This is a genomic window from Streptomyces sp. RLA012, assembly GCF_056270325.1.
The window spans coordinates 4,884,552-4,903,730 of the sequence record NZ_JBWDPA010000002.1; the positions used below are offsets into that span (position 1 = coordinate 4,884,552).

A 19,179-nucleotide genomic window follows, 5' to 3' on the forward strand; every position below is an offset into this window, starting at 1 on the left:
GGGCCCGTGCCGCCCCGCCGTCGTTCACTGGGGGATCGATCCGCGATGCTCAGGTATCTGCCGTTCCTGCTGCTCCTGGCGCTGTGGATCTACGCGTTCATCGACTGTCTGAACACGCCTGAGGAAGAGGTCCGGGGCCTGCCGAAGGTGGTGTGGGTGATCATCATCCTGCTCTTCGGCGAAGTTCTGGTCGGACCGGTCGCCTGGCTCGTCGCGGGCAAGGTCGGCAGGGGCCTGACCCGCGGCGCCACGCCCTCCGAGCAACACCGCGACAACCAGCGCACGCAGTACGTCGCTCCCGACGACAACCCCGAGTTCCTGAACTCCCTCAAGACCGACACGGCGTCCGCCAGGAACACCAAGGACACGAAGGATGCCAAGGATGCCAAGGACGCCAAGGGCATCGAAGACATCGAGGACGTCGAGGACACCAAAGCCTCCACGGACGAGGCGCTCCTGAAGGACTGGGAGGCCGACCTGCGGCGCCGCGAGGACGAGTTGCGCCGGCGCGAACAGCGGAGCACGTCCGAAGACGAGTCCTGAGGGGTCGGGGCCGAGCCACAGCCCGGCGGGGCGTCCCGCCGACGACCCCATCGGCTCCGCCGATACGCGCCTGTCACACACCTGTCCAGGCCTGCCGCCGCTGGTACAAGACCGTAGGAGCCCCGTACAAGGTGTACGCCGACAAGCCCGTGGCTGGGGGTGGTGCTGGTGGAGCGGTGGTTGCGGGCGCGTACGCCGGACGGCGACCTCACCCAGCGGCTGGGCGACCGCGCCTTCACCAACTGGCCGGGCATCGCGGCCCTGTTGATCGGCGTCGCCGTCTCGGTCCCCCTCTTCTCCAACCAGGAGAAGTACGTGGGCTGGGTGCCGAAGCACTGGGCGTCCTTCGGCGACATCACCTGCCTGGTGGGCTTCGCGGTGGGCGCGGGCCTGTACGCGCTGCTGCGACGGGCGCCTCGTACGGACTGAACGGTTCGCCCCTCGCGTCGCAGGCGGCTGACGTGTCTGCGAACACCGAGCCGAAGGGGACTCCCACTGCCGGAACTGTGGCCTCCGTCACAGCACTCGCTGGCATGAACCTGATGAAGTGGCCCGCATGCTTGGACTCCTTCTCCGCACCCTCCCGTTCTGGGTCCGCGAGCCCGTGTACATCGCCCTCGGCATCCCCTTCAGCGGCTTCCTCTTCTACGCGGCTGCCCGGGACGGGAGTTGGGCCATGGCCGGCCTCGGCGCCCTGGTCCTCGTCTTCACCGCCATACGCGTGCACACCGTGGCCCGCGCGCTACGAGCCCGCCGACTGGCCAAGGAAGCCAACGTCGCGTAGCAGCCCGCACGGCTCGAAGGTCCCGCTGCGACCACGGTCACGGACGCCGACCGGAGTGTCGGTCCCCACGGCTAGTCTCCACCGCCATGACCTCTCACCTCACCTCCTCTCACTCCACCTCCTCTCACCCCATCGCCTCTCGTCCGGACGCCACCAGGGCGTCGTACGACACCGTCGCCGTCGACTACAACGAGCTCCTCGAGGCCGAGTTGGAGAACAAGCCCTTCGACCGGGCCATGCTCGCCGCCTTCGCGGAGAAGGTGCGGGCCGGTGGGGGCGGGCAGGTCGCGGACCTCGGGTGCGGACCGGGACGGGTGACGATTCACCTGGAGGGACTCGGGCTGGACGCGTACGGGATCGATCTGTCGCCGGAGATGATCGCCGTGGCCCGCCGCAGCCATCCGCGTCTGCGGTTCGAGGTGGGCACGATGACCGGCCTCGACATCGAGGACGACTCACTCGCCGGGGCCCTAGTCTGGTACTCCACCGTGCACACACCGCTGGAGGAACTGCCGGTGTTCTTCGCGGAGTTCCACCGCGTGCTGACCCCGGGCGGCCACCTCCTCCTCGCCTACAAGGTCGGCGACGAACGCGTCCACCTCGATCACGCGTACGGCCATGACCTGGACCTCGACGTCTACCGCTTCCCGCCCGAGCGCGTCGCCGAACTCCTCCGCGAGGCCGGGCTCACGGAGGTCGCCCGCCTCGTCCGCGAGGCCGACTCCCGCGAGAACACCCCCCAGGCCTTCGTCCTGGCGCGCAAGCCGGATGCGGGGATCTGAACTTCTGGCGCAACGGGACCCCGGTATCGGCACCCAGCCGGCCGCCAAGCAGGAAGAAAAGATGATCACTTTCGCCTTCGAGCCTCGCACCGAGGACCCCTCCTGGGACCCGAGCTGGCCGACGGAGAAACCGGACCGGCCGGAGCACCCGGAACTGACGAACTCCGATTTCTGTCTGGAACTCTTCCAGGCGGATCTGCGGCTCGTCGTCCACGGCGTGGACCTCAGCGTGCGCCTGTCGGGACTACCCGTGGTCGACTTCGCGCTGATGTTGCACTACGCCACGACGATGCTGGAGACCCAGAATGACATCGCGGTCGAGGCCAGCCTGACGCAACACGTGTACGCCTTCAATCGGGACGGGGACTCCATCACCCTCACGACGGATTGGCCCCCGCGCGTGGCCAGGCTGACGTGGCCCGAGTTGCAGCAGCTGACCGCCCGCGCGAAGACCGAGGCGTTCCGGCTGATCAGCACCGCCCATCCGGAACTGCGCGACCACGCGTGGCTGCGGGAGACCGTGGGAACACCACCGGCCGCGTAGTCCACGCGTCCGTCTGAAGGGCCCGGGACCTCGTGTCCCGGGCCTTCTCACGAGGGCTGGAGCGCCGACACGAACACAGACCAGGCGGTACGACCGAGGAGCAGCACCGGGCCGTGGGGGCTCTTGCTGTCACGGACGGGGACGACGCCGGGGATGCCGGGGGCTATTTCGATGCAGTCGCCGCCGTTGGAGCCGCTGTAGCTGCTCTTGATCCACGTCGCCGCGCTCAGCTGGTGCCTGTCCATGGTGGCCGTACCCTTCCATCAATTCGCTGATCAGAGCGGCAGACTCACGTGCCGACAGAGCGTCAGCCCTGAGCACATCATAGGTCTGGCTGTGGCGCGTATAGACGGCCGGATCATCGTTGAAATGGCCACAGTCCAACGACTCCGAGTAGACCCACTCGTGTCCGTCGGGCAGCTTGATGAGCGACATCGAAGCGTTGGGTCGGTCGAGCCCGGGGCGGTCCGCCGGGACCACCTGGATACGGACGTTGGGGCACTGACCGACGGCCAGCAGCCGGGCGCACTGGTCACGCATGACAGCCCCACTACCCACCACGGTGCGCAGGCAGCTCTCATCGAGTACAGCGATGTACAGCGGTCCGTCATCCGCCAGGAAACGTCGCTGCCGACTCATCCTCGCCCGAACCCGCTCCTCGACCTCCTCGACACTCGTGACTGGTGAGAAGAGTGCCCGCGCATAGTCCTCCGTCTGCAACAACCCGGGGACGACCCGCTCTTGATACGCCCGCAGGGCAACTGCCACCGCGTCCATCTCGGCCCGCCGCTCGAACCAATCCGGATGCTGGACCTGCGGATACCAGTCGATCCGCCCCCACAACCGCACCAACACCCCACCCGTGCGGAGCACCTCGTCGCACTTCTTCGCGAACGTGTCCTGCGGTACCCGCGTCCCCGCCTCCACCCGCGCCACGTGCGAGCGATCGCAGGGGATCCCCCTCGCCAGCCCCTCCTGCGTCAGCAGCGCCGTCTCGCGGAAGTGCCGCAGCATCTCCCCGAACAACACCGCGTTGCTGACCCCCGATCCCGCCTCGGCATTGCGTCGCGTCACACCGTCCCCCTCCGTCCCCCTCCGTGCCAAAACCCCATGCGCACGCGTCGGGCGTTGATACGGACCATTCCCCTCAGCAATGCTCGATACACCCAGAGTAATCATGAGTGTACGGAGTGAGCATGCCCGAGCAGTGGGAGCCGGGGACACTGGTGTATGACCCACAGAGGTGCAAGGTGGGCGAATACCGGGACAAAGCAGGTCCGTATGCGATGCTCCGTCCCGTCGGCGGGGGCCGGGAGTGGCAGGCGGACCCGGAGTCGATCCGGCCGGCGACCGCGGAGGAGCGGCTCAGCGCGGAAGTGAAGGCGGCCAACCAGCGTTCGGGACGGACACGGTGACGAACCAGCAGCCACAGAACGACATCAGCCGCCCACCCGTCCCCGTCCCCGGCTGCCCCGTCTGCACGGAACTCGCCGTACTGCGCGACAAGGCCCGCGCCCGCTCGGACGCCAGCGCGGAGACCGACGCCAACGTCCTTCTGCGTCGCCACCAGCGCCACCCGGGCAGCCACGGACACCCCGTGCCCCCGGGGTGACAGCGGCTGCCGTACGCACGCGCACGCACACCTGCTGACCGTCAGGTCAAGCCACCGCCAGGTCAAGCCACTGCCCGGTCAGGCCACCGTCCGCAGCCCGCCTCCCGCGGACGCCGGGATCCCGCGCACGATCCGGTGGGCGCAGAGTGCCGCGAGCAGGTCGGGGTCGTCGATCTCCAGGCCGAGGAGGGATTGGATGCGTTCCAGGCGCTGGTAGAGGGACTGGCGGCCGATGTGGAGCAGGGCGGCCGTGCGGGTGGGCGAGCAGCCGTGGCGGAGGTGGATCTCCAGGGTGCGGACGAGGTCGCTGGGGTGGGCTGCCTCCCAGTCCAGCAGGGGGCCCAGGGCGTGCTGGACCAGGCGGGCAAGGCGGTCGCGGTTGGCGTCCACGCCGCCGCGGGTGAGCTCCCGCTCCAGGGTGAGGGCGCGCGAGGAGGTGACGACCGGGCCGCCGGTCGGGCCGGGTTCGGCGGACGGCGCGGTGAGCGCCAGTTCCAGGGTCGTGCGGGCCGCGCGCAGTGTCTCGCTCCAGCGCAGCCAGCCGCCGCCCGCGAGGACCGCGTGCCCGACCGCCACGGTCGCTCCGGCCGCGGCGACCGCTGTGAACGCCTCCTGCACGGCCCGTACGACATCCCGCGCGCCGGGCGGCGCGGGCATCGCCACCAGTGCCAGTACGTCTCCGGGGAACGCCGCCCGCAGTACCGCGACCCCGCCCAGGGAACGTGCCGCCCGGTCGACCACGCCCAGGTCGCGCACCCCGTGCGCCGACACCCCGACCAGCCGCGTCCCCGGCCCCGGATGGAAACCGGCGAGCGCCGCGCGTGCCTCCACCTCGGGCTGGTTGAGGGCCTGCCCGTCGGCGAGGTCGGCGAGCAGGGCGGCGGTGTGGTCACCGCCCCAGGGCCGTGCCGCCCGCCCCGACAGTCCGCGCGCCACGATCGCCCGGTTCGCCGCCTCGGTGACGCGGACGAACGGCACCACGCGGTGCAGGGCCAGCAGTGGCAGCCCCAGCCGCCGGGCCTCGTCGACGACTTCCTCGGGCATCCGCACCAGCGACCGCCCGACCTCCACGGCCAGGCCCGCCGCCCCGCGCGCGGCCAGCTCACGGACGTACCGGCGCCGGGTCCCGTCGTCGGCGTCGGTCAGCCCGAAGCCGTTGGTGAGGAGCAGTTCGCCGCCGTCGAGGAAGTTCGCCCCCTCGTACACCTCGCTCGAATGCACCCAGCGGACAGGCCGGTCCAGGGCTCCCTCGCCCGCGAGGAGTTCGGGTTCGCTGTCGCGGACCGGGTCGAGGGCCAGGATCTCGCGCAGGGTGAGTACGGGCACGGGGACCTCCAGAGGCGCTGACAGTCCGTCCGGGTGCGGTTTGCCGGGAGAGTACTTTCCGCACGTTGCCCTCGTGTTTCGGCCACAGGAGAGTGGAGTCATGGAGCGCATTGATCAGGCACGGGCACGGGTGTGGCTGTCGACCGCCGTCGCGGAGGCCCGCGCCGGGCTGGCGGAGGGCGGCATCCCCATCGGCGCCGCGCTGTACGGCGCGGACGGCACCCTTCTCGGGCGCGGACACAACCGCCGGGTCCAGGACGGCGACCCGTCCATGCACGCGGAGACGTCGGCGTTCCGCAACGCGGGACGACAGCGTTCGTACCGCGGTACGACCATGGTGACGACCCTTTCGCCGTGCTGGTACTGCTCCGGCCTGGTGCGCCAGTTCGGCATCTCGCGCGTCGTCGTCGGGGAGGCGACCACCTTCCATGGCGGTCATGACTGGCTGGCGGAACACGGTGTGGAGATCATCCAGCTGAACGATCCCGAGTGCACCGCGCTGATGCGCGACTTCATCAAGAACAACCCGGCCCTGTGGAACGAGGACATCGGTGAGTAACCCCCAGCCCAAGACCCCGACCCGCCCCCGCATCCCCACCATCGACCTGCGGCCCTGGCTGGACGGCGACCCGGACGCCCGCGCCCGGACCGCGCGCACCGTGGACGAGGCTCTCCAGACCGCCGGCTTCCTCCTCGTCACCGGCCACGGCGTCGACCCCGCCCTCCGCGCCGGCATCCGCGAGGCCGCCCGCGCGTTCTTCACCCTCCCCGCCGAGACCAAGCAGCCGTACGCCGTCCAGGTCGGCGGGCGCGGCTGGCTCGGCCCGGGCGCCGAGGCGAACGGCTACTCGGAGGGTACGGAGACGCCCCCGGACCTCAAGGAGTCGCTGACCTTCGCGACGCACGAGCCGTTCGAGGACCCGGAGATCAACGCGGAGTGGTACGCGCCGAACATCTGGCCCGCCGAGGCCCCGGAACTCCAGAAACTGTGCGCGGAGTACCTGACGCGGATGGGCGAGCTGGAGAACCACCTGCTCGCCCTCCTGGGTGAGGCCCTCGGCCTGGAACCGGACTTCTTCACGAAGCACATGGGCCATCCAACGTACGGTTTTAACATCAACTGGTACCCGGGCACGGAGGTCGTCGGTGAGCCCGAGCCGGGCCAGTTCCGTATCGGCCCGCACACCGACTTCGGCACCGTCACCATCCTCGACCGCCAGGCCGGCAAGGGCGGGCTGCAGGTCTACACGGACGAGGGCGGCTGGGAGGACGCGCCCTTCGACCCGGCGGCCTTCACCATCAACATCGGTGATCTGATGGCCCGTTGGACGGGAGACAGGTGGCGGTCCGGACGGCACCGCGTACTGCCGCCACCCGCCGACGCACCCGCCGAGGAGCTGATGTCCCTCGTCTACTTCGGCGAGTGCACACCGGGGACGGTCGTGGAGTCGGTCCCCGCGCCGGTGGGACGGGTCGCGTACCCGCCCGTGGACTCCCACGCCTATCTGCGCGAGAAGCTGGATTCGATCACCGTGGGGTAGCCGACGGTAAGAGTGCGGAAAATTTTCGTAACCAAACGGACATCCGACGCCCTAGTCCGAATCAACTCCCCCTTTTTACACTGGTGTTGATAGACCTCACAGCAGTACAGAGCAGGACCGGACCGCGCCAGGGGGAGATGCGGTGCACAGAGGGCTGCACGGACGCGGAGCGTTGTTCGACACCGATCCGCCCGGTCTCGCGCCGCGTCTCATCGGCCTGCGGCCCTACCAGCACCGCTCGTCCCCGTACGAACATCCGAAGGAACTGCCGTTCGTGGTGTTCGCGGGCGGGCGCGGGCTGGGGAAGAGCGCGGTGCTGCGCGAGCTGCGGGACGCCTATCGCGGGCACACACCGGTCGCGCTGATCGACGGCGAGGAGCGGCAGTTCGCCGGGCCGCCGGCCGAGCGCCCCACGGAGTCCTGGTCACCGGTGGGACAGGCGCTCACCACCGTCGCCGAGCAGCTCGCCGAGCCCGTGACCGGCGCCGCGCGGATCGGTTTTCCCCGGCTGGCGTCCGGCCTGCTCGCCGTCGCGGCGGGCGGCTGGAGCGACCGTGACGTGCCGCGCATCCGGCAGGAGGCGGAGCGGATCCTGCTGCTGAACGAGACGGGCGGGCGGCTCTCGGGGTTCGCGGGACGCTGGGTGAGCAAGGTCGTCGCCAAACTGATCGCCTCCATGAGCAGTACGGGACCGGTGGTCGAGCCGATCATCGAGGCGACCCTGGAGGCCTTCGCGGAAGGGATCGCGCCCGCCCACCGGCGGCTGCGCAGGGCGGCCGGCTGGTACCGCGACTATCCGAACGCGGGCGGCAACCCCAAGCTGGGCCTGATCCTGCTCTCCGCGCACTTCCGGGCGGGCGGCGACTCCCGCACCCACGCCGAGCGCTATCTCGTACGGGCCCTGCTGGCCGACCTCGACGACGCGTACGCGGGGGTCATGCAGCGCTCGCACCGGCTCGGCCGCCCGGTCGTCCTGATCGACAACGTGCAGGAACGGGCGGGCCTCGGCCTCATGGAGCCGGTGCTGCGCGACCGCGCCGACGGCATCGCCGACCAGGTCGTCCTCTTCGCCACGCTGCGCGGATACACCCATCCGGCGCTGCGCAACGCGGGGCGCCGCGCGCTGCCCGAGGTCGCCCGGCACACCGGCTGGGAGCCGGGCACCTCGCCGTCCTCACGGGCGCTGCTGGTCGCGCTGCCGCCGCTCACCCCCGACGACACCCTGCACCTCGTGGGCGGCGCCTCCCAGGGCCTGAACATCCCGCCCCAGCTCCCGCACGCCACCCATCGGCTGTCCGGCGGCAGCCCGCTCGGCGTCACCCTGCTCGCGGAGTCCGCCCGGCAGAACCTCCCCCAGGGGGCCCGGTCCCTGGGCGCGCTGCTCACGGCCGACGTCGCCGTCCACGAGGACCACGACGGCCGCCCCACCTATCAGGAACTCCTCGACCGGCTCGTGCCCGGCGGCCGGCTCGACGAACTGACCGTGCTCGCCGCCGCCCACGACCACGACTCGGCGTGCGCGCTCGCGGAGGTCCAGCTCCCCGACGACTTCGGCACGTCGGGCGTCCTGGCGCTGGAGGAACGGCTCGCGCAGGAGGGCTGGGCGAGCGCCGCCGGGCAGTTCGTGGGCGACCCGTTCCTGCGCGCGCTGCTCCTGCTCCGGCTGCACCACGGCGAGGCGGACCACGCACGCTGGCGGGCCGTGCACCGCACCCTCGTCGACCACTACGGCGAGGCCGGCGCCCCGGACGGCGCCCGCTACCGGCTGCACCACGAACTCGCGCTCGGCAAGGCCGACTTCGCGGTGGCGCACCTGCGCGACACCTTCCTCCGCACCGACACCAGGACCTGGCTGTCGTCCCTGGTCTTCATCGCGTCCGCGCCGTACTACCACGCGCACGACCCGGACGGCCGCGACTTCGACGGTCACGGCGGTCACGACCACCGGGCCGCTGTCGCGCTCGGACGCACCGACGCGGCCCAGCAGCCGCCGGAGGGCGTGGACGCCGTACTGCATCTGCGGGTACGCCGGCTGCTGCACGCCGTCTGGCAGCTGACCGATCCGCTGGTGCTGCCGGACCCGAAGGTGTCCGACCGGCTCCGCTTCGAGCTGGAGCAGCTCTCCAACCTGCGGCCCGCGGGCAATCCGGCGCTCTGGCGGGCCTCGCGGGAGTGGCCCTCGGACGCGCTCGCCGGCCGCCCCTTCCGCATCACGGGCGACGACAACGACCACGACCACGACGACGACAACGGGGACGGGGGCGGGGACCTGTGATGGCGCGTGTGTGGACATGGCTGCGCGAGGACGTCTGGGAGATTCGTTTCCGCAGGTATGTCGCGCTGACCCTCGCGGTCGTTCTCGCGGGCCTCGGCATCTGGGGCGGTATGACGGCCACCAGGGAGAATCGCTCCTGCGCGCCCGGCGTCGTCCGGCCGAAGGACAGCGAGGAATGCGTGGGCGTCTCCTGGACCACGTACGCCTTCGGGCGTCCGCAGTTCGCCGACACCGTACGGGCCATCCACCGCGAGAACTCCCGCCTCCAGCCGGGCAGTTACGTCACCGTCGCGCTCCTCGAACCCTTCACGGCCACCGACGCCGACAACCTGGCCGATGTGCTGCACGAGCTCCAGGGCGCCTATCTGGCCCAGTACCAGGCCAACCACGACACCACCGACCTGAAGCCGAAGATCCGCCTGGTGCTGGCCAACCCCGGCTCCACCGGCACGTACTGGCAGCACACCGTCGACCGGCTGGCGGGCATGACGGGGGGCTCCGACCGGCTGCGCGCGGTGACCGGGGTCGGCCTGAGCACCGAGAACAACAAGAAGGCGGTCAAGGAGCTGACCGGCCGGGGCATCCCGGTGATAGGGAGTTCGATCACCGCCGACGACCTGGCCAACGGGCAGGGCGGGAAGGACCCCTTCCGCGGGCTCGCCCGGGTCTCCCCCACCAACACCGACGAGGCGCGCGCCCTCGCCTCCTTCGCCAAGGTCTCGGCCGTCAACGCGTTCCTGGTCTACGACCGCACGGGCGACCCGTACACCCGTACGCTCCAGGCGTCCTTCGAGAAGATGCTGACGGGCTCGCGCTACGAGGCCCAGCCGTTCACCCCGCCCGCCGACCGCAGCAAGGAGGGCACCACCTCCAACGTCTTCATGCAGATCACCAACATCCTGTGCAACACCCCCGCCACCACGAACACCATCCTCTTCGCGGGGCGCCACACCCAACTGCGCCAGTTCATCAACACGCTGGGCCAGCGCGGCTGCCACGACCGCCGGTTCACCCTGCTCACCGGCGACGAGGGCTCCTACCTCGCCGGGGACAAGGACCTCGACCCGGCCGCCCTCAAGGACCCACTGCTGACGGTCCGCTACACCGCCCTCGCGCACCCGGACGCCTGGCTGAAGGACACCGCGAAGACCGGGGGCAGCGCGGCCGACGCGAAGGTGCTGCGGCAGTTGCTGGAGAGCACCGCCAAGGAGCCGGTCGGGCCCGTCGGCCCGGTCGCCCTGGACGACGGCCAGCTGATCATCGCCTATGACGCCATGCGGCTCGCGGTGCGCGGCATCCGCGGGGCCTCGCCGACCGGGCTGATCCCCTCCCTCGCGGACGTGGGGCTGCAGTGGCCGCAGGTCAAGGGCAAGCAGCTGCGGGTGAACGGGGCGAGCGGGTGGATCTGTCTGGACGCCCACGGCAATCCGTACGACAAGGCGGTGCCGATCGTGCAGCTGACTCCCGAGTCCCGGGCCCGCTTTGTGAAGATCGCCTGGCCGGAGGGGAAGCCGCCCTCTGCGGAGTGTCTGCCGCCGGCTTGATGCGGGCGCCGTGGGGGATCGGTGATGTGGTGCGTGCGGGCTGTTCGTGGCTGGGCGCGCCCACGCGGCGGAGCCGCACAATGTCAGGGCCCCGCGCCCCTACGGGGCGCTCATCAGTCGCTCGAAGCGCCGGCGCCAGCCCGGGTTCTCGCCCTCAGGGCTCTCGTGGGTGAAACGGACCGTCGTGCCTGAGGGGCGGCCCGGTTCCAGATGGAACCGGACCCGCCCCCGCCCTTCCACCGTGTACTCGGCGATCCGCTCGACGTCCCACGCCGTGATCCGGCCGCTGCCGATCCCGCGGAGCGTGACCGCCCCGCCGAGCCGCGGCTCGAACACCTCGGCGGCGGCCAGCCACCCCCGCAGGCCTTCGGGGGTGGCCACCGCCGTCCAGACGTTCTCCACAGGCTGGGGAAGGTGCAGCAGGTAGTGCAGGACGTGCGTGTCCCCCCGCGTCTCGGCGGCGCCCTCTTCGATGGGCTCGATGGGCTGGTTCATGACACCAGCGTGGCCCGTGAGCGGGGGTTTTGCACCTGTTAGGGGCGCTGACCCGCCTTGTCGACGACGGCGCGGTCCAGGATCGCCGTGTTGCTGGTGACATCGCCCTTCTCCACCCCGCCCGACCGGGCGCTGGTGGCGACAGCGCGCTCACCGAGGAATTCGTGGGTCTTCTTGTCGAAGATCCACTCATCGCGGCTCGGATTGTCCGGGTCGTTGCGCGCGATCGCGATCCCGGGGCGCCCGGCGGCGTCCACCGCATTGTCGATCACCATCACGCCGGGGATCTTCGCGACGGCCCGGTAGAGCGCGGCACTCACCTCCGGCGGCACGATGGCTTGGCGGATCAGGTCACCGACGAGGACGAACATGGCCTGGTCGATCTCCTGTCCGCTGTACTTCGGGGCGGTCTCGCGCAGCCAGTCGTACATCTCGTCCGCGTCGGTGGGCAGCGTCGACAGATGGCGGTAGTTGGTGGACACCTCGTAGCCGCGCTCGCCGGGCTTGGGGGCGGGTTCTCCGGCCCACTCCCCGCGGCCCGTCTCCCGGTAGAGCCCCGCCCGGGTTCCGTCCACGGAGTCCCAGCTCTCGAACCGGTGCAGCGGCGGAATCGTCGTCTTGTCACTCCCCCCGCCCACCACGGTCTGCGAGTACGAGACCTTCGAATCGACGTACACCCACTGGTCGTCGCGGATCGCGCCGAGCGCGTCATCGTGCTCGGCGGCCAGCGCGATGTCCTCCAGCAACGCCACGGTCGCCTGGCTCGGCGGCGCGCTCGCGGTGCCCCCGCCGGCCGACGGAAGGAGCACGAAGGTGACGGCTGCGGCGGTGGCGACGGCTGCCGCCGCGATCGCGGGCCGCAGCCACTTGCCGCCGCTCCGGGCAGGTGTCGGGTCTTCGCGCCGGATCTCGGTCATCAGATGCTCCTTGAGGAGTCGGTGACGGCCCGGCGGAAGGTCCTGCTCGGGAAGCTGGTTCATCGTTTCCCCTCCCTCTTGGGCCCGACCGCGGTGATGCGGTCACCTCTCATCTGTCCGCGTTCTGCGGGGAGTTCCGAGGTTTTCAGATGTTTCGCGAGCTTTGTTCTCGCGCGGGAGAGGCGCGACCGTACGGTGCCGACGGGCACCCCGAGCGCCTCGGCCGCCGCCGCGTAGTCGAGCCCGGACCAGACGCAGAGGGCCAGCACTTCCCGCTCGGCCCGCCGCAGTTCCTGAAGGGCCGCCCGTACGAGGGCCAGTTGCGCCGCGTCGTCGATGCGCCCGGCGACCTCGTCCGCGAAGTCGCCCACGGACTCGTCGCGGGGCAGCCGGGCGACGGCGGCCGCGTGTCTTCGGGCCGCGCGGCGCTTGTTGCGCGTGACGTTGGTGGCGATCCCGAGCAGCCAGGGCCGTACCGAACCGCCCTCCTCGTCGAGCCTGCCGCGCAGCCGCCAGGCGTCCAGGAAGGTCAGCGACACCACGTCCTCGGCCTGCGCCCAGTCCCCCGTGAGCCGGAAGGCATGGTTGTAGACGGAGCGCGCGTACGCGTCGAAGAGCTCGCCGAAGGCGTCGTGGTCCCCCGCGCGGATGCGTCTCCGCAGATTCGTATCCACACCCCTCTCCTGTCCGTACGCCGAAGGCCGGTTCCCGTGACTCACGTCACAGGAACCGGCCTTCGGCGCAAGGGACTCAGGGACCTACACCCCGGCGTACGAATGCTTGCCGGTCACGAAGATGTTGACCCCGTAGTAGTTGAAGAGGAAGCAGGCGAAGGCGATCAGCGCGATGTACGCGGCCTTGCGGCCCTTCCAGCCGGCCGTGGCACGGGCGTGCAGATAGCAGGCGTAGGCGACCCAGGTGATGAACGCCCAGGTCTCCTTGGGGTCCCAGCCCCAGTAGCGGCCCCACGCGTCGCCCGCCCAGATGGCGCCCGCGATGATCGTGAAGGTCCACAGCGGGAAGACGGCGGCGTTCACGCGGTAGGAGAACTTGTCGAGGGAGGCCGACGAGGGCAGCCGCTCCATGACGGAGGTCGCGAAACGGCCCGGCCGGCCGCCGGTGGCGAGCTTGTTCTCGTACGAGTCCTTGAAGAGGTACATCAGGGTGCCGACCGCGCCCACGTAGAAGACGGCGCCGCAGAGGATCGCGGTCGAGACGTGGATGTACAGCCAGTACGAGTGGAGCGCGGGCACCAGCTGGTCGCTCGCGGTGTACAGGACGGTGACCGCGAGGCCGAGGTCGAGGAGGACCGTGGTGACCAGGGGCAGGCCCAGCCAGCGGATGTTCTTCTTCAGCGCGAGCATCACCAGGTACACGGCGACGGCGACCGTGGAGAAGGTGACGCTGAACTCGTACATGTTGCCCCACGGCGCCCGCTGCACCGACAGCGCGCGGGCGACCACACCGGCCGCCTCGACGGCCCAGGCGAGCACGGTGAGGGAGACGGCGATACGGCCGTAGAGGTCGCCCTGCTCGTCACCGCCGTGTGCGCCGGGCCCGTCGGGCACGTCACGGGCGCCCGCCGCCGACCGGGTGACGACCTTCGGCCGCTCCAGGACGGCCGTACCGCCCGCCGACTGCACGGTGACCGCGGGGGCCTTCGCCTTCTCGGTGGTGGTGAGCGCGGCGGCCGTACGGGCGACCTTGCTGCGGCTGCCGAAGATCCACTCGGCGATGTACGCGAAGAAGGCCAGGGTGTAGACGGCCATCGCGGAGTAGATCAGCGTGTTGCTGACGTTGGCGAGGTGCTCGTTGGTGGCCGTGGCCAGATCGGTTACGGCGCCCAGATCGGTTGCGGTGGCGAGAGTCATTTCTCAGCCCCTTCGGCGGCAGGTACGGCGTGCGGGTCGGGGTCGGGAATGTCCGAATCGGCGTCCGGCTCGGCGTCGGGGTCGTCGGCGTCGGCGTCGGCGTCGGCGTCGGGGACAACTTCTCCGTCGGAAGCCTTGGCGGTGGAGGCGTCGGCAGCCTGAGTCTGGGTGCCGAGGTCGCCGTCGGGGGCTTCCGCGGTGGAGGGTTCACTGTCGGGGCTGTCGGGGCTGTCGGGGCTGTCGGGGCTGTCGGGGCTGTCGGGCCGGGTGGGAGCCTCGTCGTGGATGAGGGCGGCCAGGTCCCCCAGCTCCTCGGGCAGCTTCGCGGACTCGCTGCGGCCGAGGCCCGCCATCTCCACCACGGTGACACCGTCGGTCCCGGTCGTCGCCCGCACCCAGACCCGGCGGCGCTGGATGAAGAGCGAACCGGCGAGCCCGAAGATCGCGGCGAACGCTCCGACCAGCGCCCAGTCACTGCCGGGCTGCTGGGTGACCTGGAAGTTCGCCCACTCCTTGATGCCCTTGTCGAAGGTGATGGAGCCGGCGCCGTTCGGCAGTTTCATGGTCTCGCCGGGCAGCAGGCGCGCCTTGACGATGTTGCCCTTCGCGTCCTTGAACTGCTTCATCTTCGAGGTGTCGAGCTGGTACACGTTCTGCGGGATGCCCGAGTCGACCCCCAGGCTGCCGTGGTACCCGTTCAGCGCGAGCACGGGGAAGTCGAGCGCGGGGAACTGGGAGAACATGTCCCCCTTGCCCGCACCCGCGAAGGTCGGCACGAAGACGGCCAGGAAGCCGAGCTGTTCGCTCGTCCCCTGCGCGTTCCTGTAGCCGTCCATGATCTTGATCGCGCCCTGCGAGGTGACGTTCGAGTCGAGCGGCAGCATCGGCACGGCGTCGTGGTAGACGACGTTGCCCTTGCCGTCCCGGACGGTGACGACGGGCGCGTAGCCGTGGGCGGTGAGATAGACCTTCGAGTCGCCGATCCTCAGCGGCTCGTTGACCTTGACGGTGGTCTTCTTGTCCTTGCCGTAGGCGCCCACGCTGTAGGTGATGGCCGCCTGGTACGTGCGCGCGGTGCCCTTGTTGGGGCCGGTCCGCTCGTAGGTGCCGGTGAAGTTCTTGAGGTTGAAGCTGAACGGCGTGAGGTCGTCGGTGCTGAAGAGGTTGCCGGACTTGAAGTCGTCGTACTGCGAGATCGTGTTGGAGAAGCCGTCGCCCTCGACGATCAGCTTGTTGCCCTCGGACTTGAAGAGCTGGCCCCAGGCGAAGGCGACGAGCATCACGATCAGCGCGATGTGGAACATCAGGTTGCCGGTCTCGCGGAGATAGCCCTTCTCCGCGGCGACGGCGTCCTTCTCGATGTGGGCCCGGAAGCGCCGCTGCCCCAGCACCTTGAGGGCGACCTCGCGGACCTGCTCGGGCTCGGCGTCGGTACGCCAGGTCGCGTACGCGGGCAGCCGGTTCAGCCGCTTGGGCGCGCCCGGCGGACGGCCGCGCAGCTGCCCGACGAACTGCCAGGTCCGCGGGATGATGCAGCCGACGAGCGAGACGAACAGCAGGATGTAGATCGCGGAGAACCACACCGAGCTGTAGACGTGGAACAGGCCGAGCTTGTCGTAGACCGTCCCGAGCACACTGTGCGCGTCCTTGAAGTCCGCCACCTTCTGGGCGTCGGTCCCGGACTGCGGGATCAGCGAGCCGGGGATCGCCCCCAGCGACAGCAGGAAGAGCAGGATCAGCGCGACCCGCATCGAGGTCAGCTGCCGCCAGAACCAGCGGACCCAGCCGACGAGCTCACGCCCGGTCCACGCCAGCCCCCCGACGACACCGGGTGCCCGCATCCCGCCGAACGAGCCGGGCACGGCCGTCTCCACGGGCGCGGTGGACAACTGGGATCCGGCTGCGCCGAGTTCGCCGTCGGCGCTCACCCCGACATGCCGTTTGGCGGCCGCCGGCTCCTTCGCCTGGCCGGTGTCGGTGTCAGTCGTGCTCATCGATCAGATCCCTACCGTGAAGCCGTTGGACCAGGACTGCATCTGCTGCACGATGCTGTCCCAGGCACCGGTGAGCAGGAGCAGGCCGGTCGCGATCATCATGCCGCCGCCGATCCGCATCACCCACACGTAGTGCCGCTTGACCCAGGCGAAGGCGCCGAGCGCCTTGCGGAAGGCGACGGCGGCGAGGACGAAGGGGATGCCCAGACCGAGGCAGTACGCGACGGTCAGTATGGCCCCGCGCCCGGCGCTCGCCTGATCCATCGACAGAAGGTTGACGGAGGTGAGCGTCGGCCCCAGGCAGGGCGTCCAGCCGATGCCGAAGAGCGCACCGAGTATCGGCGCACCGACCAGACCGGTCACCGGACGCCGGTGGAAGCGGAACTCACGCTGTGTGAGCCAGGGCATCAGCCCCATGAAGAACACGCCCATCGCGATCATCAGGACGCCGAGGATCCTGCTGAGCGTGCTCTGGTACTCGTGCAGGGTCGACCCGAAGAACCCGAACAGCGCACCGCCGGAGACGAACACGGCGGTGAAGCCCAGCACGAACAGGCTCGCGCCGGCGACCATCCGCCCCCGTCTGGCCTCCGCCAGATCCGTACCGCTGACTCCGGTGACGTACGACAGATAACCGGGTACGAGCGGCAGCACGCACGGCGAGAAGAAGGAGACGAGCCCGCCGAGCACGGCGATCGGCAGCGCGATCAGCAGGGCCCCGCTGTAGACCGTGGTGTTCATGTCGGTCGATGCGGCGAGGTTCGTGGACGCGGCGAGAAGGGACACCTCAGGTCACTTCTCCGCGAGAACGGGGTTGAGCATCTCGCGGAGCTTTTCCTCGCTGAGGGGCTGCAGCGTACGGGCCGCGATCTTCCCGTCCCGGTCGATGACGATCGTGGAGGGGATCGTCTGCAGGTTCAGCGTGCCCTTCTTGAAGCGGAGCAGCAGCTTGCCCGTCGGGTCGTAGAGGCTGGGGAAGGTGACGCCCTGCTGCTTCTCGAACGCCCTGGCCAGACCGATGTTCGCGTCCCGGGTGTTGATGCCGACGAACTGCACGCCCTGCGCCGCGGTGGCCTTGGCGACCTTGACGAAGTTCGGGGCCTCGGCGCGGCACGGCGGGCACCAGGAGCCCCACACGTTCAGGACGACGATCTTGCCCTTGTAGTCCTCGACGTCGAGCTGCTTGCCGTCCACGGTCGGGCCGGAGAGATCGGGCGCGTCGGTCCGGGAGCCCTTGGCGACGGTCGAGATGCCGTCCTTGCCCGCCACGAAGTTGCTGTCGCCCGACCCTCCGGAGGTACCTCCGGAGCTGCACGCGGACAGAACGAGCGTGGCGACGGCGGCCCCAGTGGTGAGCAGGGCGGCGCGGCTACGGCTGCGGGTGCGGTTCGAACGCTGTTCTGCGCGGCAGGCGGCACTCATGTGAAAAGTTTCGCATGCCCGTTTCGGGGATCTTCCGCACCCCCCTTGTGGGCGGAAAACCCCATTTCACGTGGCCGCCCCGGAGCCCTGACCGGACTCCTCGGCGCCCGGCTCGCCGGCTTTCCCGTCGTTGTTCGCACCGTCCGACCCGCCCGCCCCGCCGGCCGGGTCGGTCTCGCCGAGGAACGCCTTCCAGCCGCCCGTCGGCTGCTGTCCCACATCCAGGGTCCGCAGCTTGGCCAGCACCTCGGGCCGCTGCACATCCAGCCAGTCCACGAACTGCCGGAAGGAGACGAGGCGTACGTCCTCGCCCTTCTCCTTCTCCTTGGCTATGTACTTGAAGGCGCGCTCGACGGCATCCATGTAGATGCCGCCGTTCCACTCCTCGAAGTGGTTGCCTATGAAGAACGGGGCGCGGTTTGTCTTGTATGCCCTGTTGAATCCGGCGATGTACGCCTCGGCCGCCTGCTCCCGCCAGTGCGGGTAGTTGTACGACGGCGCCTTCGTCGAGTTGACCGACTGGTTGGCGAGCATGTTGTAGTCCATGGACAGGACCTCGAAGCTGTGCCCCGGGAAGGGCACCGCCTGCAGCGGAAGGTCCCACAGCCCATGGCTGCGGGTGGGCCAGGTCTGGCGGCCGCCGGGCGAGGAGGCGTCGTAGCGCCAGCCGAGTTCCTTGGCGGTGGGCAACAGGTTGTTCTGGCCCAGCAGACACGGCGTGCGTCCGCCTATGAGTTCCTTCTCGTAGTCGAAGGGCAGCGCGGGCAGATCGCTCCAGCCCGTGTTGGTCCGCCACTCCTTGACGAAGGACTTGGCCTGGTCGATCTCGCTGCGCCACTGCGCCGGCGTCCAGTTGGCGACGGAGCCCCCGCCGGCGCAGAAGTGGCCGTTGAAGTGCGTGCCGATCTCATGGCCGTCGAGCCAGGCCTGCCGGACCAGCCCGAGCGTCAACTTGACGTGATCGTCGGTGAGGTAGCCGATGTCCGAGGCGCCCCGGGGGTTGTTGGGCGGCAGGTACACGCGCTTCTTCGACTCGGGCAGGAGGTACAGCCCGGAGAGGAAGAAGGTCATGTGCGCGTCGTGTTCGCGGGCGAGCCGGAGAAAGCGGGAGAAGAGACCGGTCCCGACCTCGCCCGCACCGTCCCAGGAGAAGATCACGAACTGTGGAGGGGTCTGGCCCGGCTCAAGAGGGACCGGCTTCGCGGGCTGGCGGGGCTGCTTGCCCGTGTAGGCGGTGGAGCCGTCGCCGATCGGGCGGGCCGGATGCGAGGAGGCACGGGGCCTGCCGGACGGACCGGGCTTGCCCGACGGGGAGCCGCCGCCGCTGTGCGGACCGTCCTCCTGCGCGGTACCGCACGCCGCGAGTCCCACCGCCGCCGCGGCACCCGCCCCGAGGCCGATCATTCCCCTCCGGCTGATGTCCCGCATTCGGTCCCCATCTCATCGCGCCCTCTCAGCTGGCTCCCAGCTGGCACACATTGAGAGGGCACGACAAGTGGATAGGTTCCGCCAAACGCGCAGACATTGAT

19 protein-coding genes and 2 pseudogenes are annotated in these 19,179 nt (G+C 70.0%); 10 read left to right on the forward strand and 11 right to left on the reverse strand.

The genetic code is table 11. The features are described from left to right. The first annotated feature begins 45 nt into the window (after nt 1-45). The 5 genes and pseudogenes from RV986_RS22195 to RV986_RS22215 all read left to right on the forward strand — a co-directional run bounded on the left by RV986_RS22195 (nt 46) and on the right by RV986_RS22215 (nt 2,653). Nucleotides 46-543, forward strand: a complete 498-nt coding sequence (locus tag RV986_RS22195; protein ID WP_475919070.1) for a PLD nuclease N-terminal domain-containing protein — start codon at nt 46-48, stop codon at nt 541-543. A gap of 144 nt (nt 544-687) precedes the next feature. After that, a pseudogene (locus tag RV986_RS22200) lies at nt 688-972 on the forward strand (cytosine permease); the annotation flags it as partial. A 127-nt stretch (nt 973-1,099) separates the two neighbouring features. Further along, nucleotides 1,100-1,327, forward strand: coding sequence for a hypothetical protein (locus RV986_RS22205; RefSeq protein ID WP_475919071.1), 228 nt, complete (start codon nt 1,100-1,102; stop codon nt 1,325-1,327). Between the two features lie 86 nt (nt 1,328-1,413). Beyond that, nucleotides 1,414-2,109, forward strand: a complete 696-nt coding sequence (locus RV986_RS22210; RefSeq protein WP_475919072.1) for a class I SAM-dependent DNA methyltransferase — start codon at nt 1,414-1,416, stop codon at nt 2,107-2,109. Nucleotides 2,110-2,170: 61 nt separating this feature from the next. After that, the gene (locus RV986_RS22215) at nt 2,171-2,653 is read left to right on the forward strand and encodes a hypothetical protein (protein ID WP_475919073.1); all 483 of its coding nucleotides are present in this window, start codon (nt 2,171-2,173) and stop codon (nt 2,651-2,653) included. Between the two features lie 47 nt (nt 2,654-2,700). Here the strand turns inward: RV986_RS22215 and RV986_RS22220 are convergent, their stop codons facing one another. Continuing rightward, nucleotides 2,701-2,826 carry a DUF397 domain-containing protein gene (locus RV986_RS22220; RefSeq protein ID WP_475924375.1) on the reverse strand — a complete coding sequence of 42 codons (126 nt, stop codon included), beginning with the start codon at nt 2,824-2,826 and terminating at the stop codon, nt 2,701-2,703. Continuing rightward, entirely contained in the window at nt 2,783-3,727 is a 945-nt protein-coding gene (locus RV986_RS22225; protein ID WP_475919074.1) for a helix-turn-helix domain-containing protein, read from the reverse strand. Before RV986_RS22225 ends, RV986_RS22220 begins: the two co-directional genes overlap by 44 nt. A 122-nt stretch (nt 3,728-3,849) precedes the next feature. On the opposite strand from RV986_RS22225, the pseudogene RV986_RS22230 reads away from it, so the two are divergent. Then, nucleotides 3,850-4,265, forward strand: a pseudogene (locus RV986_RS22230) (hypothetical protein). 78 nt (nt 4,266-4,343) lie between these two features. Here the strand turns inward: RV986_RS22230 and RV986_RS22235 are convergent. Continuing rightward, complete coding sequence (locus RV986_RS22235) at nt 4,344-5,591, reverse strand: PucR family transcriptional regulator (protein ID WP_475919075.1); 1,248 nt, start codon at nt 5,589-5,591, stop codon at nt 4,344-4,346. Between the two features lie 100 nt (nt 5,592-5,691). Between RV986_RS22235 and RV986_RS22240 the strand changes: the two genes are divergently transcribed. The 4 genes from RV986_RS22240 (at nt 5,692) to RV986_RS22255 (ending at nt 10,951) form a co-directional block, all read left to right on the forward strand. Further along, on the forward strand, nt 5,692-6,150 hold the full coding sequence (locus RV986_RS22240) for a nucleoside deaminase (RefSeq protein WP_475919076.1): 459 nt from the start codon (nt 5,692-5,694) through the stop codon (nt 6,148-6,150). Then, nucleotides 6,143-7,132: an isopenicillin N synthase family dioxygenase gene (locus tag RV986_RS22245; RefSeq protein WP_475919077.1), complete on the forward strand. Its 990-nt coding sequence runs from the start codon at nt 6,143-6,145 to the stop codon at nt 7,130-7,132. The genes RV986_RS22240 and RV986_RS22245 overlap by 8 nt, the downstream gene beginning before the upstream one ends. A 142-nt stretch (nt 7,133-7,274) precedes the next feature. Further along, nucleotides 7,275-9,407 (forward strand): hypothetical protein, encoded by a 2,133-nt coding sequence (locus RV986_RS22250; RefSeq protein WP_475919078.1) that lies wholly within the window; start codon nt 7,275-7,277, stop codon nt 9,405-9,407. Then, nucleotides 9,407-10,951: an ABC transporter substrate-binding protein gene (locus tag RV986_RS22255; RefSeq protein WP_475919079.1), complete on the forward strand. Its 1,545-nt coding sequence runs from the start codon at nt 9,407-9,409 to the stop codon at nt 10,949-10,951. The genes RV986_RS22250 and RV986_RS22255 overlap by 1 nt, the downstream gene beginning before the upstream one ends. A gap of 99 nt (nt 10,952-11,050) precedes the next feature. Here the strand turns inward: RV986_RS22255 and RV986_RS22260 are convergent, their stop codons facing one another. The 8 genes from RV986_RS22260 to RV986_RS22295 form a co-directional block, all read right to left on the reverse strand. After that, nucleotides 11,051-11,446 carry an SRPBCC domain-containing protein gene (locus tag RV986_RS22260; RefSeq protein ID WP_475919080.1) on the reverse strand — a complete coding sequence of 132 codons (396 nt, stop codon included), beginning with the start codon at nt 11,444-11,446 and terminating at the stop codon, nt 11,051-11,053. A gap of 38 nt (nt 11,447-11,484) precedes the next feature. Further along, on the reverse strand, nt 11,485-12,426 hold the full coding sequence (locus RV986_RS22265; protein WP_475919081.1) for a CU044_5270 family protein: 942 nt from the start codon (nt 12,424-12,426) through the stop codon (nt 11,485-11,487). After that, nucleotides 12,423-13,037 (reverse strand): RNA polymerase sigma factor, encoded by a 615-nt coding sequence (locus tag RV986_RS22270; RefSeq protein WP_475919082.1) that lies wholly within the window; start codon nt 13,035-13,037, stop codon nt 12,423-12,425. The genes RV986_RS22265 and RV986_RS22270 overlap by 4 nt, the downstream gene beginning before the upstream one ends. Nucleotides 13,038-13,121: 84 nt before the next feature. Continuing rightward, complete coding sequence (gene ccsB / locus RV986_RS22275; RefSeq protein ID WP_475919083.1) at nt 13,122-14,234, reverse strand: c-type cytochrome biogenesis protein CcsB; 1,113 nt, start codon at nt 14,232-14,234, stop codon at nt 13,122-13,124. Beyond that, nucleotides 14,231-16,228 carry a cytochrome c biogenesis protein ResB gene (gene resB, locus RV986_RS22280; RefSeq protein WP_475919084.1) on the reverse strand — a complete coding sequence of 666 codons (1,998 nt, stop codon included), beginning with the start codon at nt 16,226-16,228 and terminating at the stop codon, nt 14,231-14,233. Before resB ends, ccsB begins: the two co-directional genes overlap by 4 nt. Before the next feature lie 3 nt (nt 16,229-16,231). Beyond that, entirely contained in the window at nt 16,232-16,969 is a 738-nt protein-coding gene (locus tag RV986_RS22285) for a cytochrome c biogenesis CcdA family protein (RefSeq protein ID WP_475924376.1), read from the reverse strand. A 51-nt stretch (nt 16,970-17,020) separates the two neighbouring features. Beyond that, complete coding sequence (locus tag RV986_RS22290; protein WP_475919085.1) at nt 17,021-17,650, reverse strand: TlpA family protein disulfide reductase; 630 nt, start codon at nt 17,648-17,650, stop codon at nt 17,021-17,023. Nucleotides 17,651-17,716: 66 nt separating this feature from the next. After that, complete coding sequence (locus tag RV986_RS22295; protein WP_475919086.1) at nt 17,717-19,078, reverse strand: polysaccharide deacetylase family protein; 1,362 nt, start codon at nt 19,076-19,078, stop codon at nt 17,717-17,719. Nucleotides 19,079-19,179 lie beyond the last annotated feature (101 nt).

Coding starts and splice junctions, on each gene's coding strand:
- RV986_RS22195 (WP_475919070.1), top strand. CDS start 46: ATGCTCAGGTATCTGCCGTTCCTGCTGCTCCTGGCGCTGTGGATCTAC.
- RV986_RS22205 (WP_475919071.1), top strand. CDS start 1,100: ATGCTTGGACTCCTTCTCCGCACCCTCCCGTTCTGGGTCCGCGAGCCC.
- RV986_RS22210 (WP_475919072.1), top strand. CDS start 1,414: ATGACCTCTCACCTCACCTCCTCTCACTCCACCTCCTCTCACCCCATC.
- RV986_RS22215 (WP_475919073.1), top strand. CDS start 2,171: ATGATCACTTTCGCCTTCGAGCCTCGCACCGAGGACCCCTCCTGGGAC.
- RV986_RS22240 (WP_475919076.1), top strand. CDS start 5,692: ATGGAGCGCATTGATCAGGCACGGGCACGGGTGTGGCTGTCGACCGCC.
- RV986_RS22255 (WP_475919079.1), top strand. CDS start 9,407: ATGGCGCGTGTGTGGACATGGCTGCGCGAGGACGTCTGGGAGATTCGT.
- RV986_RS22260 (WP_475919080.1), bottom strand. CDS start 11,446: ATGAACCAGCCCATCGAGCCCATCGAAGAGGGCGCCGCCGAGACGCGG.
- RV986_RS22265 (WP_475919081.1), bottom strand. CDS start 12,426: ATGAACCAGCTTCCCGAGCAGGACCTTCCGCCGGGCCGTCACCGACTC.
- ccsB (WP_475919083.1), bottom strand. CDS start 14,234: ATGACTCTCGCCACCGCAACCGATCTGGGCGCCGTAACCGATCTGGCC.
- resB (WP_475919084.1), bottom strand. CDS start 16,228: ATGAGCACGACTGACACCGACACCGGCCAGGCGAAGGAGCCGGCGGCC.
- RV986_RS22285 (WP_475924376.1), bottom strand. CDS start 16,969: ATGAACACCACGGTCTACAGCGGGGCCCTGCTGATCGCGCTGCCGATC.
- RV986_RS22290 (WP_475919085.1), bottom strand. CDS start 17,650: ATGAGTGCCGCCTGCCGCGCAGAACAGCGTTCGAACCGCACCCGCAGC.
- RV986_RS22295 (WP_475919086.1), bottom strand. CDS start 19,078: ATGCGGGACATCAGCCGGAGGGGAATGATCGGCCTCGGGGCGGGTGCC.